Annotated in this window: 15 protein-coding genes; 6 read left to right on the forward strand and 9 right to left on the reverse strand. The window is 68.1% G+C overall.

The genetic code is table 11. From position 1 onward, the window contains the following. Positions 1 to 2: 2 nt before the first annotated feature. From H0X95_RS15660 to H0X95_RS15685, 6 genes are all read left to right on the forward strand, one after another. The gene (locus tag H0X95_RS15660) at positions 3 to 1,541 is read left to right on the forward strand and encodes a sugar ABC transporter ATP-binding protein (protein ID WP_059721854.1); all 1,539 of its coding nucleotides are present in this window, start codon (positions 3 to 5) and stop codon (positions 1,539 to 1,541) included. A gap of 27 nt (positions 1,542 to 1,568) precedes the next feature. Then, entirely contained in the window at positions 1,569 to 2,606 is a 1,038-nt protein-coding gene (locus tag H0X95_RS15665) for an ABC transporter permease (RefSeq protein WP_006484738.1), read from the forward strand. An 82-nt stretch (positions 2,607 to 2,688) separates the two neighbouring features. Continuing rightward, positions 2,689 to 3,630 carry an ABC transporter substrate-binding protein gene (locus tag H0X95_RS15670; RefSeq protein WP_006484743.1) on the forward strand — a complete coding sequence of 314 codons (942 nt, stop codon included), beginning with the start codon at positions 2,689 to 2,691 and terminating at the stop codon, positions 3,628 to 3,630. A gap of 63 nt (positions 3,631 to 3,693) precedes the next feature. Then, positions 3,694 to 4,584 carry an amidohydrolase family protein gene (locus H0X95_RS15675; RefSeq protein ID WP_012493519.1) on the forward strand — a complete coding sequence of 297 codons (891 nt, stop codon included), beginning with the start codon at positions 3,694 to 3,696 and terminating at the stop codon, positions 4,582 to 4,584. Between the two features lie 67 nt (positions 4,585 to 4,651). Next, the gene (locus H0X95_RS15680) at positions 4,652 to 5,419 is read left to right on the forward strand and encodes a FadR/GntR family transcriptional regulator (RefSeq protein ID WP_006484716.1); all 768 of its coding nucleotides are present in this window, start codon (positions 4,652 to 4,654) and stop codon (positions 5,417 to 5,419) included. Between the two features lie 182 nt (positions 5,420 to 5,601). Then, positions 5,602 to 6,747 (forward strand): alpha-hydroxy acid oxidase, encoded by a 1,146-nt coding sequence (locus H0X95_RS15685; RefSeq protein WP_059721857.1) that lies wholly within the window; start codon positions 5,602 to 5,604, stop codon positions 6,745 to 6,747. 50 nt (positions 6,748 to 6,797) lie between these two features. Here the strand turns inward: H0X95_RS15685 and H0X95_RS15690 are convergent, their stop codons facing one another. The 9 genes from H0X95_RS15690 to H0X95_RS15730 all read right to left on the reverse strand — a co-directional run bounded on the left by H0X95_RS15690 (position 6,798) and on the right by H0X95_RS15730 (position 16,820). Next, entirely contained in the window at positions 6,798 to 8,039 is a 1,242-nt protein-coding gene (locus H0X95_RS15690) for an NAD(P)/FAD-dependent oxidoreductase (protein ID WP_006484725.1), read from the reverse strand. 106 nt (positions 8,040 to 8,145) lie between these two features. Further along, positions 8,146 to 8,871, reverse strand: coding sequence for a maleate cis-trans isomerase family protein (locus H0X95_RS15695; RefSeq protein ID WP_058903435.1), 726 nt, complete (start codon positions 8,869 to 8,871; stop codon positions 8,146 to 8,148). A 14-nt stretch (positions 8,872 to 8,885) separates the two neighbouring features. After that, the gene (locus tag H0X95_RS15700; protein ID WP_080331900.1) at positions 8,886 to 10,268 is read right to left on the reverse strand and encodes an amidohydrolase family protein; all 1,383 of its coding nucleotides are present in this window, start codon (positions 10,266 to 10,268) and stop codon (positions 8,886 to 8,888) included. Positions 10,269 to 10,355: 87 nt separating this feature from the next. Further along, positions 10,356 to 11,729 carry a nucleobase:cation symporter-2 family protein gene (locus H0X95_RS15705; protein WP_006498778.1) on the reverse strand — a complete coding sequence of 458 codons (1,374 nt, stop codon included), beginning with the start codon at positions 11,727 to 11,729 and terminating at the stop codon, positions 10,356 to 10,358. Positions 11,730 to 11,790: 61 nt separating this feature from the next. Continuing rightward, positions 11,791 to 12,894, reverse strand: a complete 1,104-nt coding sequence (locus H0X95_RS15710; protein WP_059721871.1) for a CobW family GTP-binding protein — start codon at positions 12,892 to 12,894, stop codon at positions 11,791 to 11,793. Continuing rightward, positions 12,891 to 13,505 (reverse strand): UbiX family flavin prenyltransferase, encoded by a 615-nt coding sequence (locus H0X95_RS15715; RefSeq protein WP_006484736.1) that lies wholly within the window; start codon positions 13,503 to 13,505, stop codon positions 12,891 to 12,893. The genes H0X95_RS15710 and H0X95_RS15715 overlap by 4 nt, the downstream gene beginning before the upstream one ends. Further along, on the reverse strand, positions 13,502 to 14,896 hold the full coding sequence (locus H0X95_RS15720; RefSeq protein WP_048985079.1) for a UbiD family decarboxylase: 1,395 nt from the start codon (positions 14,894 to 14,896) through the stop codon (positions 13,502 to 13,504). Before H0X95_RS15720 ends, H0X95_RS15715 begins: the two co-directional genes overlap by 4 nt. 81 nt (positions 14,897 to 14,977) lie before the next feature. After that, positions 14,978 to 15,883, reverse strand: a complete 906-nt coding sequence (locus H0X95_RS15725; RefSeq protein WP_006484751.1) for an amidohydrolase family protein — start codon at positions 15,881 to 15,883, stop codon at positions 14,978 to 14,980. Between the two features lie 34 nt (positions 15,884 to 15,917). Next, on the reverse strand, positions 15,918 to 16,820 hold the full coding sequence (locus H0X95_RS15730; protein ID WP_196446106.1) for an amidohydrolase family protein: 903 nt from the start codon (positions 16,818 to 16,820) through the stop codon (positions 15,918 to 15,920). Positions 16,821 to 16,872: the final 52 nt, after the last annotated feature.

The raw sequence follows: 16,872 nt of genomic DNA on the forward strand, positions 1-16,872 counted from the left end.
CCATGCAACCCGACCCGACCCCGAACACCCCGCCGCCGCTGATCGCGCTGACCGGCATCGGCAAGCGCTTTCCGGGCGTGCAGGCGCTCGACGATTGCCGTTTCGACCTGCATGCGGGTGAAGTGCATGCGCTGATGGGCGAGAACGGCGCCGGCAAGTCGACACTGATGAAGATACTCGCGGGCGTCTACCAGCGCGACGCGGGCGAGATCCGGATGGACGGCCGCCCGGTGGAGATCGCCGACCCGCGTGCCGCGCAGGCGCTCGGCATCGGCATCATCCATCAGGAACTGAACCTGATGAATCACCTGAGCGTCGCACAGAACATCTTCATCGGCCGCGAGCCGCGCGGCCGCTTCGGCGTGTTCGTCGACGAAGACAGGCTGAACCGGGACGCTGCCGCGATCTTCCGGCGGATGCGGCTCGATCTCGATCCGCGCACGCCGGTCGGCCGGCTGACGGTCGCGAAGCAGCAGATGGTCGAGATCGCGAAGGCGCTGTCGTTCGACTCGCGCGTGCTGATCATGGACGAGCCGACCGCCGCGCTGAACAACGCGGAGATCGCCGAGCTGTTCCGCATCATCCGCGACCTGCGCGCGAACGGCGTGGGCATCATCTACATCTCGCACAAGATGGACGAGCTGCGCCAGATCGCCGATCGCGTGACCGTGATGCGCGACGGCAAGTACGTCGCGACCGTGCCGATGGCGGACACGTCGATGGACACGATCATCTCGATGATGGTCGGCCGCCAGCTCGATGCGCAAACCCGCACGCCGCCCGATACGTCCGCGAACGAGATCGCGCTCGAAGTGCGCGGGCTGTCGCGCGGCCGCGCGATCCGCGACGTCGGCTTCACGCTGCGGCGCGGCGAGATCCTCGGCTTCGCCGGGCTGATGGGCGCGGGCCGCACCGAGGTCGCGCGCGCGGTGTTCGGCGCGGATCCGGTCGATGCGGGCGAGATCCGCGTGCACGGCAGGGCCGTGACGATCCGCACGCCGGCCGACGCGGTGAAGTTCGGCATCGGCTACCTGTCCGAGGATCGCAAGCACTTCGGGCTCGCGGTCGGGATGGACGTGCAGAACAACATCGCGCTGTCGAGCATGCGCCGCTTCGTGCGCCGCGGCATGTTCCTCGATGCGCGCGGGATGCGCGAGGCCGCGCAGTCGTACGTGCGCCAGCTCGCGATCCGCACGCCGTCGGTCGCGCAGCCCGCGCGGCTCTTGTCGGGCGGCAACCAGCAGAAGATCGTGATCGCGAAGTGGCTGCTGCGCGACTGCGACATCCTGTTCTTCGACGAACCGACGCGCGGCATCGACGTCGGCGCGAAAAGCGAGATCTACAAGCTGCTCGACGCGCTGGCCGCCGACGGCAAGGCGATCGTGATGATCTCGTCGGAGCTGCCCGAGGTGCTGCGCATGAGCCACCGGATCCTCGTGATGTGCGAAGGCCGCGTGACCGGCGAATTGCGCGCGGCCGACGCCACGCAGGAAAAGATCATGCAGCTCGCGACGCAGCGCGAGTCGACCGTATTGTCCTGAATCAGACGCTCAGACGCCTACCCGATCATGTCCAACGATACGCATCCCGTTCCGTCCCTGGCCACCGGCGACACGCCGGCCGCCGCAGCGAGCCTGAAATCGCGCTTCTTCAACCCGGCCGCGCGGCAGAAGCTGCTCGCGTTCGCGAGCCTCGTGCTGCTGATCGTGTTCTTCAGCTTCGCGTCGTCGAACTTCCTCGAAGTCGACAACCTCGTGTCGATCCTGCAGGCCACCGCCGTGAACGGCGTGCTGGCCGTCGCCTGTACGTACGTGATCATCACGTCCGGCATCGACCTGTCGGTCGGCACGCTGATGACGTTCTGCGCGGTGATGGCCGGCGTCGTGCTGACGAAATGGGGCATGCCGCTGCCGCTCGGGATTCTGGCGGCGCTGGGCTTCGGCGCGCTGTCGGGCTGCGTGTCGGGCATCGTGATCGCGAAGATGAAGGTGCCGCCGTTCATCGCGACGCTCGGCATGATGATGCTGCTCAAGGGGTTGTCGCTCGTGATCTCCGGCACGCGGCCGATCTACTTCAACGACACGCCGGGCTTCACGTCGATCGCGCAGGATTCGCTGATCGGCAACCTGATTCCCGCGCTGCCGATCCCGAACGCGGTGCTGATCCTGTTCCTCGTCGCGATCGGCGCGTCGATCGTGCTGAACCGCACCATCTTCGGCCGCTACACGTTCGCGCTCGGCAGCAACGAGGAGGCGCTCAGGCTGTCCGGCGTGAACGTCGACGCGTGGAAGATCGCCGTCTACACGTTCAGCGGCGCGGTGTGCGGGATCGCCGGCCTGCTGATCGCGTCGCGGCTGAACTCCGCGCAGCCGGCGCTCGGGCAGGGCTACGAGCTCGATGCGATCGCGGCCGTCGTGATCGGCGGCACGTCGCTGTCGGGCGGCGCGGGCAGCATCGTCGGCACCATCATCGGCGCGTTCATCATGAGCGTGCTGACCAACGGCCTGCGCATCATGTCGGTCGCGCAGGAATGGCAGACGGTCGTGACGGGCGTGATCATCATCCTCGCCGTCTACGTGGACATCCTGCGCCGGCGGCGCCGCTGACGCAGGTACGGGCGCAAGCACGAACGGGCTTCACCGCCGGCCGGGCCGGCATTTCAGTCGATACCAACCAAGGAGACGCGAAGTGATCAGGAGCAAGGTGTTGAACGCGATCGTCGGGCTGACGTTCGCCGTCGGCGTCACGGCCGGCGCGCAGGCGCAGGAAACCTACATCCCGCTGATCTCGAAAGGCTTCCAGCATCAGTTCTGGCAGGCCGTGAAATCGGGCGCGATGCAGGCGGCGAAGGACTACAAGGTGAAGGTGACGTTCGAAGGGCCGGAAACCGAGGCGATGGTCGACAAGCAGATCGACATGCTGTCGGCCGCGATCGCGAAGAAACCGGCCGCGCTCGGCTTCGCGGCGCTCGACAGCAAGGCCGCGCTGCCGCTCCTGAAGAAGGCGCAGGCCGAGAAGATTCCGGTGATCGCGTTCGACTCGGGCGTGGACAGCGACATTCCGGTGACGACGGCCGCGACCAACAACAAGGCGGCCGCCGCGCTCGCCGCCGACAAGCTCGCCGCGCTGATCGGCGACGAAGGCGAGGTGGCCGTGGTCGCGCACGACCAGACGAGCCGCACCGGCATCGACCGCCGCGACGGCTTCCTCGAACGGATGAAGTCCGCGCATCCGAAGGTACAGGTCGTGACCGTGCAGTACGGCGAGGGCGACCAGCTGAAGTCGACCGAGGTGACGAAGTCGATCCTGCAGGCGTATCCGAAGCTCAAGGGGCTGTTCGGCACCAACGAAGGCTCGGCGATCGGCGTGGTCAACGGCGTGCGCGAGATGAAGCGCAAGGTCGTGATCATCGGCTACGATTCCGGCAAGCAGCAGAAGGACGCGATCCGCAGCGGGCTGATGGCCGGCGCGATCACGCAGAACCCGATCGGGATCGGCTACAAGACCGTCGAGGCGGCCGTGAAGGCGATCAAGGGCGAGAAGCTGCCGAAGGTCATCGATACCGGGTTCTACTGGTACGACAAGACCAATATCGACGATCCGAAGATCACGGCGGTGTTGTACGACTGAACGTGGCGAATGGTGGCGACGATGCGGGCCGTCGCCGCCGCGGCGATTGAACACGAGGGCATCATGGGCGCAGTGCGTATCGATTCGCATCAGCACTTCTGGCGTTATCGCGCGGCCGACTATCCGTGGATCGGCCCCGGCATGGGCGTGCTCGCGCGCGACTACCTGCCCGACGCGCTGTGGCCGCAGATGCATGCGCAGGCGCTCGGCGCGTCGATCGCGGTGCAGGCGCGCGCCGGGCGCGACGAGACGGCATTCCTGCTCGACCTCGCGCGCGACGACGCACGCATCGCGGCGGTGGTCGGCTGGGAGGATCTCGGCGCGCCGGCGCTGGCCGACCGTGTCGCCGAGTGGCGCAGCCCGAAGCTGCGCGGCTTTCGTCACCAGGTGCAGGACGAAGCCGACGTCGGCGCGTTCGTCGCCGATCCCGGCTTCAATCGCGGCGTCGCGTGGCTGCAGGCGAACGGTTACGTGTACGACGTGCTCGTGTTCGAGCGCCAGTTGCCGGACGTGCGTGCGTTCTGCGCGCGGCACGACGCGCACTGGCTCGTGCTCGATCATTGCGGCAAGCCGGCGCTCGCCGCGTTCGAGCGCGACGACACGGCATTTCCGCGCTGGCGTGCGGCGCTGCGCGAGCTGGGCGCGCTGCCGCACGTCGTGTGCAAGCTGTCGGGGCTCGTGACCGAGGCCGACTGGCGGCGCGGTCTGCGCGGACAGGATATCCGGCATGTCGAACAGTGCCTCGACGCGGCGCTCGACGCGTTCGGCCCGCAGCGGCTGATGTTCGGCTCGGACTGGCCCGTGTGCCTGCTCGCGGCGTCGTATGACGAAGTGGCGTCGCTCGTCGAGCGCTGGGCCGAATCGCGGCTGTCGGCGGCCGAGCGCGACGCGTTGTGGGGCGGCACGGCCGCGCGTTGCTACGCGGTGCCGGGCGACATGAAGCGCGGCATATAAAATAGGCGCGAGCGGTCTGCCGATTCGTCAGACCGTCCGGAACGAAACCGATTACCAGCGTCAACGTATGTCCATCCAGCCGATTCAGAACCGCCGCCTCTACCAGCAGATCGCCGACAAGCTCAGCGCGATGATCGAGTCCGGCGATTTCCCGCCGGGCAGCTATCTGCCGCCCGAGCGCGAACTGGCCGAACGCTTCGGCGTGTCGCGCACGTCGGTGCGCGAGGCACTGATCGCGCTCGAAGTGAACGGGCTCGTCAGCGTGCGCGTCGGCGACGGCGTGAAGGTGCGCCACCCGGAAGCGGCTGCCGTGCCCGAACCCGCGCCGGCGCCCGACGCGAAGGTCGCGCCGTTCTCGATCGTCGAGATCGATCCCGAACTCGGCATCGCGCTCGACCTCGATACCGAAATCCCGCCGTTCGCGCTGCTGCAGGCGCGCCGGCTGATCGAGCCGGAAGCCGCGTCGCTGGCCGCGAAGCATGGCTCGGACGCGCAGATCGAAGGGATTCACGAAGCGTTCCTGCGCAACCAGGACGACAACCGCAGCGGCTCGCTCACGCACCCGGGCGACCGGCTGTTCCACATCCGCATCGCGGAAGCGAGCGACAACCCCGCGTATGCGCTGATGATCAAGCAGTTGCTCGCGCACAAGTACGACCTGATGTTCCAGCGGCTGCAGTCGCTGTACATGCCGAACGACATGCCGCACCGGTCCGAACTCGAGCATCGCGCGATCCTCGACGCGATCCGCGCGCGCGACCCGGACGCCGCGCGCCGCGCGATGGCCGAGCATCTCGACGAAGTGATCCGCATCTTCGGCCGCGCGCTCGACTGAGCGCACGAATCGATTTCCTGCATGTCGGGAAACGGCGCACGCGACGCGGACCCTTCCGGGTGTCGATGCGGCGTCCGCGCCGTGCGAGCGCACCGGCCGTCGGGACAGAACGAACGCTGCGCTGCGAGCGACGCGCGCCGGTCGACCGGCACGCCGCTCGCGCGCCGAATGGAGTGTGACGAATGCGCGTGAACGATTGCCACAATTTCCACGACTTCCGCGAACTCGCCAGGCGGCGGTTGCCGGGACCGATCTTCAACTACATCGACGGTGCGGCCGACGATGAAGCCACGTATCGACGCAACACGCGTGCGTTCGAACGCTGCGATCTGGTGCCGAACGTGTTGCGCGGCGTGCGCGATGTCGACCTGTCGGTGACGGTCATGGGGCAGAAGCTCGGCATGCCGGTCTATTGTTCGCCGACGGCGCTGCAACGCCTGTTTCATCATGACGGCGAGCGCGCGGTCGCCGCCGCGGCCGCGAAATTCGACACGATGTTCGGCGTGTCGTCGCTCGGCACCGTGAGCCTGGAAGAAGCGCGTGCGATCAGCCAGGGCCCGCAGGTCTACCAGTTCTACTTTCACAAGGATCGCGGCCTCAATCGCGAGATGATGAACCGCTCGAGGGAAGCCGGCGTGAACGTGATGATGCTGACGGTGGACAGCATTACCGGCGGCAATCGCGAGCGTGACAAGCGCACCGGTTTTTCGATTCCATTCCGGCTGACTCTCGCGGGGCTGACCGAGTTCGCGTTGAAGCCGGCCTGGGCCATCAACTATCTTACCCACGAGCGGTTCCGTTTGCCGCAACTCGACCGGCATGTCGACATGGGCGGCGGCGCGATGTCGATCAGCCGCTACTTCACGGACATGCTGGATCCGTCGATGTCATGGGACGACGTCGCCGCGATGGTGCGGGAGTGGAACGGGCAGTTTTGCCTGAAAGGCGTGATGTCGGTCGACGATGCCCGCCGGGCGGTGGACATCGGCTGTACCGGCATCGTGTTGTCGAACCACGGCGGACGGCAACTGGACGGTTCGCGCGCGGCGTTCGATCAGCTTGCCGAGATCGTCGACGCGGTGGGCGACCGGATCGACGTGATGATGGATGGCGGCGTGCAGCGCGGTTCGCACGTACTGAAGGCGCTGGCGTTGGGGGCGAAGGCCGTCGGGCTGGGACGCTATTACCTGTTCCCGCTCGCCGCCGCCGGGCAGCCCGGCGTCGAGCGCGCGTTGCAACTGATGCGGGCGGAGATCGAACGGGACATGCGGCTGATGGGCTGCGCGTCCGTTGCGCAGCTCGGGCGAGATCAGCTGCGCTTTCGCTGACGACGCCGGATTCGACGCCATTCGGGGCGGCGCGTCGGGGGATCGCCTGCTCAGAAGCGATCCGCGCGATACGGCGCCGGATCGGTGAACGGCGCCTCGCCGGTCATCATCTCGGCGAGCAGGCGGCCGGTGACGGGGCCGAGCGTCAGGCCGTGATGGTTGTGGCCGAACGCGAACCACAGCCCGCGATGCGCGGGCGCGGGGCCGATCACCGGGCGCATGTCGGGCGTGCACGGCCGGAAGCCGAGCCACGGATGCGGGTCGAGCCGCTCGCCGAACCCGAACACCGGCCGCGCGACGCGTTCCGCGCGTTCGAGCTGCACGCCCGTTGGCGGAAGCCCGCGCCGCGCGATCTCGACGCCGGTCGTCAGCCGCAATCCGCGCCGCATCGGCGCGATCACGTAACCGTATTCGCGATCGACGATCGGCGCCGACGGCACGCCGCGCGCGGACGGCGCGTAGTGCATGTGATAGCCGCGCTTCTCGCGCAGCGGAATCTTGTAGCCGAACTTGCCGAACACCGTGTCGGACCACGGGCCGAGCGCGACGACGACGGCCGGCGCGGCCGCCGGGCCGTCGTCGGTCTTCACCTGCCAGCCGGGTGACAGCGCGTCGAGGCTCGCGGCGTCGCCCGTCAGCAGCGTGCCGCCGCCCTGCGCGAACAGCTGCGCATACGCTTTGACGAGCGCGGACGGATCGACGACGCTTTTCGGGTCGAGCCAGTGCAGCGCGCCGCAGAAGCCCGCCGCGAGGCTCGGTTCATGCGCGAGCAGCGCGGCCGCGTCGAGCGGCGTGATGCCGAGCCCGTGGCGGCGCGCGGTGAGGCCGGCCTCGGCCACGCCGCGTTCGAATGCGGCCGGCGTGCGGAACGCTTCCAGCCAGCCGTTCGCGCGAATCAGTTCGCCGGCGCCGGCCCGGGCGATCAGCGCGTCGTGTTCGACGATGCAGCGTTCGATCAGCGGCAGCATGTCGCGCGAGGCCGCCGCGTGACGCAGCGGCGCCGATTCCCACCAGAACCGCGCGAGCCACGGCGCGAACGCGGGCAGCGACGCGCTGTGCCAGTAGAGGTCGGTCGAGCGATTCAGCGCATAGCGCATCAGCGTGAACGGGCTGCGCGGGAACGGGTACGGTTCGACCGACGAGCGCTCGATCAGCCCGGCATTGCCGAAGCTCGTGCCTTCGCCGGGCGCGCCGCGATCGACGAGCGCAACCTTGCGCCCGCGATCCTGCAGGTGCAGCGCGGCGGAGACGCCGACGATGCCGGCGCCGAGAACGATGACGTCGAAATCCATCGATGATGAGTGGCGGTTGGCGGGGCATCGGTGTCGCTTGCGCCGTGCCGCCGCGTGTTGGAGAGCGTGCGAAGCACAAGCATACTCGCGGCCGCGGCGATGCGCATCAACTCATCGAGAACAGCTTTCCCCACCGCGCCAGCACGCCCGTATCGACGCCGGCCATCCGCAACGCCTTCCACACGACCGTCGACACCGTGTCGTAAGCCGCGATGCCCGTCGCCTGTTCGAACGGCCCGGCCAGATGCGCGGCATGCAGGTTCGTGCAGAACGTCGCCACCGCATCCGGCCGCGCCTGTGCCGTCTTGCGCATCAACGCCGCGAGCTGCGTATCGGGCACGTCCGCGAAGCTGGCGTTGTCGCGCAGCCCGAGATGCCGTTCGGCCACGCAGTCGATGCCGAGCTGCGCATACTGACGCACGATCCGTTGCTGCACGTCGTCGAGATACGGCGTGACGAGGCCGAGCCGCCGCACGCCGGTGCGCTCGAGCAACTCGTTCAGCGCGAGCACCGACGTCGTCGCCGGGATGCCGGTCGCTTTTTCGATGCCGCGGCACAGCGCGGCATCGCGCTCGAAGCCGAGCCAGCCGGCCGACGTGCCGCTCCAGCCGATCACGTCGACGCGCGCGTCGGCGAGCTGCCGCGCGGCGACGAGGATGTGCGCCGCGTCGAACTGGTCGAGCGCGGCCGCGCTGAGCGCGATCTCGGTCACGGTGAAGCGCGCGAAATGCACGCTGACGTGTGGCAGGTCGGCGACGATCGCGCTCGTCAGCGGCTCGAGCGCGGTGTTCGACGACGGCGTCAGGATGCCGATGCGGATGCGCGGATTCATCGGATGGCCTCCACTCAGTCGAGCAACTGCCGCACCGCGGCGACGGCCGCACGGCGCAACGCGGCAAGGTCGAGCCCCGGGATCTCGCCGTTGTCCACCACGATCCGACCGTTCACGATGTTGTACTTCACCGGCGCGGGCTCGCCGGCCGCCACCGGCGCGATCGCATGGTCGTGGAAACCGTTGAAGCGCGGTCCGCTCACGTCGTACAGCACGAGATCGGCGGCTTGTCCGACCCCGAGCGTGCCGACCGCATCCAGCCCGAGCACGCGGGCGCCGCCTTGCGTGCCCCAATGCAGCACGTCCTCGATCGTGGTGGCCGACGCGCCGTGCGCCGCGCGATGCACGAGCCACGCGAAATTCGCCTCGTGCGTCATGCTGCCCGATTCGTTCGACGCGACGCCGTCGACGCCCAGCGACACCGGCACGCCGGTCGCCGCCATGCGCGGCGCGGGCGCGATGCCGCTGCCGAGCCGTGCATTGCTGACGGGGCAGTGCGAGCAGCCGGTGCCGGTTTCCGCGAGCATCGCGATCTCGCTCGCCTCGAGATGAACGAGGTGCGCGAACCACACGTCCGGGCCGAGCCATTCGCGCTCGGCGACGAATTCGACGGGCAGCTTGCCGTAGCGCTCGCGGCAGAAATCGACGTAGCGGGTCGTCTCGGACAGGTGCGAATGCAGCCGCAGACCTATGCCGCGCGCCGCCCGCGCGACTTCCGGCAGCAGGTCCGGCGGCAGCGAGAAGGTCGGCGTCGTCGGCGCGACGACCACGCGGCGCATCGATGCCGCGCCCGCGTCGTGATAGCGCGCCTTCAGCCGTTCGATATCCGCGAGCATCTGATCGAGCGTCTCGGGCTGCAGCGCGGTGCCGGCGAACCCCGGATGATCGCCGGCCGCCTGCAATGCGCCGCCGCGGCACAGCACGAAGCGCATGCCGAAGGCGGCGGCTTCGTCGAACAGCAGGTCGCCGGTCTCGGTCGTGCCGCCCGCGTGGTACAGGTAATGATGATCGGCGCAGGTCGTCACGCCGGACAGCAGCAGTTCCGCGAAGCCGAGCCGCGCGGCGATGCGCGCGAGTTCCGGCGTGAAGCGGGCGACGCGCGGATACGGGACGGCGGCAAGCCATGCCTGCAGGTCGGCGTTGATGCCGGCCGGCACGCCTTTCAGCAGGTTCTGGAACAGATGATGGTGCGTGTTGATCCAGCCCGGATAGACGACGCAATGGCTCGCATCGATCACGCGCTCGCCGGGTAGCGGCGCGAGATCGGGTGCGATCGTCTCGATCCGGCCGTCGCGGATGCGCAGGTCGGGCCGGCCGAGCCGCGCGGCGTCGCCGGGGTGGCCGCTCATGACCGCGAGCGGGTGGCGGATCAGCAGCGAAGAACAAGGAACGCTCATGGTCGGTTCTCCTCGGATTCGGATAGTCGGGTCACGGGTTGTCGTGCGCCGCGCGCCGCCGTGAGGCCGCGCGCGGCATGAAGCCGGTCAGTCGCACTCGCGCGCCATCGGGCTGCGGGGCGCGGCATCGGCACGGGCATGCGTTTCAACGGGGGCGGCCGCCGGCACGCCGTTGAGCAACGCATTGAGCAGCACCGACACGAGGCAGGCGATCACGACGCCGCTGTGCAGGAACGGCTGCGTCCAGTCGGGCATGTGCGCGAACACCTTCGGCGCCATCACCGGAATCAGCGCGGTCGCGATCGTGAAGCCGACGATCAGCACGTTGTAGCGGTTGTTCTCGAAATCGACCTTCGCGAGCGTCTGCACGCCGGCCGCGACGACCACGCCGAACATCGCGATACCCGCGCCGCCGAGCGCGGCCGACGGCGTCGACGCGACGATCGCGCCGATCTTCGGCACCAGCGCGACGACGCACATCAGCACGCCGCTGACCGCGACGATCCAGCGGCTGCGCACGCCGGTCAGGATCACGAGCCCGACGTTCTCCATGAACGCGATGAACGGAAACGCGGCGAACGTGCCGGCGATCGCGCTCGCGATGCCGTTCGCACGCAGCCCGCGCACGACGTCCTCCTCGCTCACCTGTTTCTCGACGATGTCGCCGATCGCGACGAACAGGCCCATCGATTCGACCATCTGCACGATCATCACGACGACCATCGTCAGCACCGGCACGATCGCGAACACGGGCGTGCCGAAATGGAACGGGTAGGGCACGGTGAACCACGGCGCGGCCGCGACGTTCGTGAAGTTGCCCATCCCGAGCGCGATCGCGAGCAGGCTGCCGGCCACCAGCCCGATCAGCACCGACAGGTTGCGCAGGAACGCGTTCGCGAAGCGGTTGACCGCGAGGATCACGACCGCGACGACGAGCGCGACCGCGAGGAACGACAGCTCGCCGAACTGCAGCTTCGCCGCGTCGCCGCCGCCGGCCCACTGATATGCGACCGGAAACAGCTGCAGCCCGATCACGGTGACGATGCAGCCCGTCACGACCGGCGGGAACAGGCGGCGCAGCCGGCCGACCAGCGGCGCCGCGAAGGTCGTGATGATGCCCGCGCCGATCACCGCGCCGCACACGCCGGCGAACCCGACGCCCGGCGTCAGGCCGATCGCGATCACCGGGCCGACGCTGCTGAACGCGACGCCCTGCAGGATCGGCAGGCGCACGCCGAGCTTCCACACGCCGACCGTTTGCAGGATCGTCGAGATGCCGGAACAGAACAGCGCGGTGCTGATCAGCACGGTCGTATCGGCGGGCGACATCTTCAAGGCCGATGCGACGATCAGCGGCACCGCGATCGCGCCGATATACGCGACGAGCATGTGCTGCAGGCCGAGCGTCAGCATCTGGCGGCGCGGCAGGACCCGATCGACGGGATGTGAAGCAGAGTTCATGGGCGTGTCTCCTGAGGTTCGTTATCGGGCGGGCGCATGGCGCACCCGCCTGGCGTGCCCGTCAGGCCGCGACCGGCGCGGCGAGACAGGCATGGAAACGGTCGGTCAGCGCGGCGCGATCGAGATCGCGGCCGATGAAAACGATGCGCGACGAGCGCGGCTCGCAGCCCCACGCCTGCGCGGCGCGCAGTTCGATCACGCCGTGCACGCCCTGCAGCACGTAGCGCTGCGCGCGACCCTGCACGGCGAGGATGCCCTTCATCCGGAACAGGTTCGCGGTGTCGGCGCGGCGCAGCTCGCCGAGCCAGGCTTCGAGCGCGTCGAGATCGACGTCCGCGTCGACTTCGATGCCGACCGACGACACGCTTGCGTCGTGTTCGTGGTGATCGTCGTGGTGGTCGTGCGGATGATCGCCGTGTGCGTCGTGGCCGTGCGCATGCGTGTGTTCGTGTTCGTCCGCATGCGGCGCCTCGACCGCCAGTCCGTCGCTCTCGACGAGAATCTGCGCGAATTCGTTCGCGCCGATCCCGAGGATGCGATCGAGATCGACCTGCGCGTAGCTCGACGTCACGATCTCGGCGGTGCTGTTCAACTCGCGCAGCCGCGCGGTCAGCGCGCCGACGTCCGTCGCGTCGACGAGATCGACCTTGTTGATGACGATGCGGTCCGCGCAGACGATCTGGTCGACCGCCTGGTTGTCGCGGCCGTCGAGCACGAGATCGTCGAGGTGCGCGCGAATATGCTTCGCGTCGACCATCGTGACGACCGCATCGAGCGCGACTTCCTTCGCGATCGGATCGTCGAGAAAGAAGGTTTGCGCGACCGGATACGGATCGGCGAGCCCGCTCGTCTCGACGATGATGTGATCGAGCCGGTCGGGCCGGGCGACCAGCATCCGCACGATCCGCACGAGATCCTCGCGCACCGCGCCCACGCAGCACACGCAGCCGTTCGTCATCTCGTAGATTTCCTCGGTCGATTCGAGCACGAGGCCGCCGTCGATGCCGATTTCGCCGAACTCGTTCTCGATCACCGCGATCTTGCGGCCGTGTTTCTCGCGCAGGATATGGTTCAGCAGCGTGGTCTTGCCCGCGCCGAGGAAGCCGGTCAGCACGGTGACCGGAATCTTCTGGACGTCGCTGTGGGTGGTGTGGATGTGGGTCATGACGCGTCTCCGTTGAGTCGGTTGGGCTGCGGATGGGGCCGTGATTCGCTGTCTTTCCAGCGATGGACGGTGCGGGAATCGAGGTCGAACAGGTCGAGCACGCGGCCGAGTGTGTGGTCGATCATCTGCTCGAGCGACGCGGGGCGCGCATAGAACGCCGGCACGGGCGGCGCGACGATCGCCCCCATCTCGGTCGCGGCGGCCATGTTGCGCAGGTGCGTGAGCGTGTACGGCGTTTCGCGTGCGAGCAGCACGAGCCGGCGGCGCTCCTTGAGCGCGACGTCGGCGGCGCGCGCGATCAGGCCCGCCGACAGCCCGCTCGCGATCTCGGCGAGCGTCTTCATCGAGCACGGCGCGACGATCATCCCGAGCGTGCGGAACGAGCCGCTCGCGATCGGCGCGGCGATGTCGTCGCTGCGGTACAGCACGCTCGCGCGCGCGGCGACGTCGGACAGCTTGAAATCGGTCTCGTGCGCCATCGTCAGCGCGGCGGCGCGGGACACGACCACGTGCGTCTCGATGTCGAGTTCGCGCAGCAGCGCGAGCAGCCGTATCCCGTACACGAAGCCGGACGCGCCGCTGATGCCGACCACGAGCCGCCGCGCGCTCATCGCGGCGCTCCGGCGAGTTGCGCGACGAGGTGCGCGGCACGCTGCATTGCAGCGTCGCCGACCCGGGCGCGCACGCCGTCGAAGCGCGCGCCGCGGGTCGCGTCGACGCCCATTCGCGACGTCGTGCCGTCGGCCGACGACGATGGGTCGAGCGGGCTGCCGGGCAGCCCGTCGACGACGAACAGGTCGCGATGCGGCTGGAAGTGCGTCGCGATCGCCCACAGCACCTGCGCGTCGTCGGTGATGTCGATGTCGCTGTCGACCGCGACGACGTTCTTCAGGTACGGGTCCCAGCCGAGCAGCGCGAGCATGATCTGGCGCGCCTCGCCGTCGCGCGACTGCTTCAGCGCGACGTAGCAGTGAAAATGCGTGCCGGAATTCGGATAGTGGATCGCGGTGACGGCCGGAAAGCGCGCCTTGAGCTTCTCGCTCATCTCGGCTTCGCGCGGCAGCCGCGCGAGTGTCAGGTGTTCCGCGTACGGGCCGCCGACGACGTCGACGAGCCATGCGTCGTCGCGCCGCATCATCGTGTCGACGCGCAGCACGTTGTTGGTCGAGCGATCCGACGAGTAGCCGGTGAATTCGCCGAACGGGCCTTCTTCGGCGTGCGCATCGGGATCGATCGTGCCCTCGAGCACGAACTCGGCGGCGGCGGGTACGCCGATGCCGTGGCGCGGCGTGCGCACGAGCTGCAACGGCGCGCCGAACAGCCCGCCCGCGATCGCGCGTTCGTCCGCGCCGAACGGCACGCGCGCGGCGGCCGCGAGCATGACGAGCGGATGCGCGCCGATCACCATCGCGACTTTCAGCGTGTCGCCGCGGGCTTTCGCGGTTTGCAGCATCCGCCACAGATGGCCGCGCGAATGCAGGCTCGTCGCCAGCGCGTTGCGCGCGTGCGGCATCGAGCGGTGATAGCTCAGGTTCGCGATGCCCGTCACCGGATCTTCGGCGACGATCACTGCGTTGGTCACGTATGGCCCGCGATCCGTTTCGAAGTGGCGGATCATCGGCAGGTGCGCGAGATCGACCGCGTCGCCTTCGACCACATGATCGAGCACGGGGCCGTGCGGCACGACGACCGGCGCGACGGGCGCGTTCGCGCGCTGCTGCCACGCGTCGAACAGCCCGTTCGCGTCGACGCCGAACAGCCGGCCGATACGCGTGCGGGACGCGAAGACGTTGGTGACGAGCGGCGTCGACAGGCCGTCGATGCGCTCGCAGACGAGCATCTCGTGCCGGCCGCGCGCGGCGAGCGACGCGACGACGGCGGTGACGTCCTGGTCGGCGGACAGCGGCTGCGCGATCGTCAGCACGTCGTCCGGAAAGCGTTCGCGATAGGCGGTCGCGAAGTGATGAAAATCCTGCTGCTCGGCGAAAAGGCTCGACGCCATGATGCACTCCGTCGGATGCGGAAGGGAAAAGGCCGGACCGCGTGCATGCCCGTGGCGGCACGCGATCCGGGCGCCGGCGCGTTACACGTAGGTCGCCGTCAGGCGCTTCTGTGCTTCGTCGAGATCCTTCGGTGGCCTGGTCGGCTCGATGCCGACGAGGCGGGCGATGTTGTTGCCCATGTAGTCCTCGAGGCCGTCCTCGTCGAGATCCATCCCCTGCGGCGCGGGCCCGCATAGCATTTCCAGCTCGCGCAGCCACATGCCGGGCTCGTTCGGCGGCGAATCGGTGCCGAACACGATCTTGTTGCGCGGCAGCTCGCGCGCGAATTCGACGATCCGCGACTGGTAGCACCAGCCCGATTCGCAATACACGTTCGGCGTGTCCATCGCCATCCAGAACGCTTCGAACGAGTAGTTGCCGCCCGTCTGGATGCCGAAGTGACCGATGATGAAGTTCACCATCGGAAACTCGCGGATGATCGGGTAGAACTGCGTCGGAATCGTGTATGGCCCGTCGCCCGTATGGATCAGCACGACGGTGTTGTACTTCGCGCACACCTTCATCGCGGGGCGCAGCCAGTCGAGCGCGCGGTCCGGCCGGTAGCCATGCATGTTCGCGTGCAGCTTCACCATCTTGAAGCCGTACTCCCTGATGTGGAATTCCAGCTCCGCCGCGCCGTTTTCCGGGCCCCAGCGCGGGTTGTACGTGAAGTTGCCGATGAAGCGGTCGGGGTACTTCTGCGTGAGTTCGGCGATGTACGCCATGTAGTCGCGAATGCCGTCGCGGCCGCGGCGATTGCCGTCGCGATAGCCGGTGTTGCCGGGCGGCGGCTGGATGAATCCCATGTCGATGCGGCGCGGCTTGCCGTTGATGATGTACGGGCCGTCCATCATCTTCAGCAGGCGCTCGCCGGTGAACGGTTCGCCGGTATGGCGCCACGCCTCGTCGACGAGGTTGGTCGGGTGCAGGTGCGTATCGATGATCATGCAATGCTCCGGAATCGGGAGAGAGGGGCGCGCGTCAGGCGGCGAGCAACGCTTTCGCTCCGTCGACGGTGCGCGGCGCGGGCGTCGGTTCGAGGCCGATCATGCGTGCCGTGTTGTTGCCGAGGTAATCCTCTAGCGTGTCCTCGTCGAGATTCATCCCTTGCGGCGGGTCGAAGCACAGCACTTCGAGCAGGCGCAGCCACATGCCCGGTTCGTTCGGCGGCGTGTCGGAGCCGAACAGGATCTTGTGCTTCGGCAGCACCTTCGCGAATTCGACGATGCGCGATTGCAGGCACCAGCCCGATTCGCAATACACGTTCGGCAGATCCATCGCGAGCTGGAACGGCTCGAAGCAATAGACGCCGCCCGTCTGCACACCGAAGTGCGCCATGATGAAATTGACCGTCGGGAATTCCTTGATCATCGGCACCCACTCGGTCGGGATGCTGTACGGGCCGTCGCCGGTATGCAGCTTCACGAGCACGCCGAGTTCCGCGCATTTCTTCAGCGCGGGGCGCAGCCAGTCGAGCGCGCGGTCGGGCCGGTACGCATGCATGTTGGCCTGGAATTGCACCATCTTGAAGCCGAGCTTGCGCACGTAGTGATCGATTGCGTTCACGCCGTTCTCCACGCCGCAGCGCGGGTTGTAGACGAAGCAGCCGATGAAGCGGTCGGGATGCCGGTGCACCATCTCGACCGTGTACGCCATGTACGCGTCGATCGATTCGGTGCCCGACTTTTCGCCGTCGGTATACGTATAGATGGTGTTGCCTTGCGGCGGCTGGATGAACGCCTTGTCCACGCGGCGCGGCTTGCCGTTGATGAGGAACGGGCCGTTCATCGTCTCGATCAGGCGTTCGCCGGTGAACGGCGGGCCGTCGTGGCGCCACGCGAGGTCGACGAGATTCGTCGGGTAACAGCTGGTGTCGATGATCATCTACTCGATCTCCTTGAGAGGAACCGGAAAAGCCGGTTGCCGGGTCGCGGGC

The organism is Burkholderia sp. 9779_493, from assembly GCF_015712215.1.
In the GTDB taxonomy this organism is placed as follows: Bacteria; Pseudomonadota; Gammaproteobacteria; order Burkholderiales; family Burkholderiaceae; genus Burkholderia; species Burkholderia cenocepacia.

Coding starts and splice junctions, on each gene's coding strand:
- H0X95_RS15660 (WP_059721854.1), top strand. CDS start 3: ATGCAACCCGACCCGACCCCGAACACCCCGCCGCCGCTGATCGCGCTG.
- H0X95_RS15665 (WP_006484738.1), top strand. CDS start 1,569: ATGTCCAACGATACGCATCCCGTTCCGTCCCTGGCCACCGGCGACACG.
- H0X95_RS15675 (WP_012493519.1), top strand. CDS start 3,694: ATGGGCGCAGTGCGTATCGATTCGCATCAGCACTTCTGGCGTTATCGC.
- H0X95_RS15680 (WP_006484716.1), top strand. CDS start 4,652: ATGTCCATCCAGCCGATTCAGAACCGCCGCCTCTACCAGCAGATCGCC.
- H0X95_RS15685 (WP_059721857.1), top strand. CDS start 5,602: ATGCGCGTGAACGATTGCCACAATTTCCACGACTTCCGCGAACTCGCC.
- H0X95_RS15690 (WP_006484725.1), bottom strand. CDS start 8,039: ATGGATTTCGACGTCATCGTTCTCGGCGCCGGCATCGTCGGCGTCTCC.
- H0X95_RS15695 (WP_058903435.1), bottom strand. CDS start 8,871: ATGAATCCGCGCATCCGCATCGGCATCCTGACGCCGTCGTCGAACACC.
- H0X95_RS15700 (WP_080331900.1), bottom strand. CDS start 10,268: ATGAGCGTTCCTTGTTCTTCGCTGCTGATCCGCCACCCGCTCGCGGTC.
- H0X95_RS15705 (WP_006498778.1), bottom strand. CDS start 11,729: ATGAACTCTGCTTCACATCCCGTCGATCGGGTCCTGCCGCGCCGCCAG.
- H0X95_RS15710 (WP_059721871.1), bottom strand. CDS start 12,894: ATGACCCACATCCACACCACCCACAGCGACGTCCAGAAGATTCCGGTC.
- H0X95_RS15715 (WP_006484736.1), bottom strand. CDS start 13,505: ATGAGCGCGCGGCGGCTCGTGGTCGGCATCAGCGGCGCGTCCGGCTTC.
- H0X95_RS15720 (WP_048985079.1), bottom strand. CDS start 14,896: ATGGCGTCGAGCCTTTTCGCCGAGCAGCAGGATTTTCATCACTTCGCG.
- H0X95_RS15725 (WP_006484751.1), bottom strand. CDS start 15,883: ATGATCATCGATACGCACCTGCACCCGACCAACCTCGTCGACGAGGCG.
- H0X95_RS15730 (WP_196446106.1), bottom strand. CDS start 16,820: ATGATCATCGACACCAGCTGTTACCCGACGAATCTCGTCGACCTCGCG.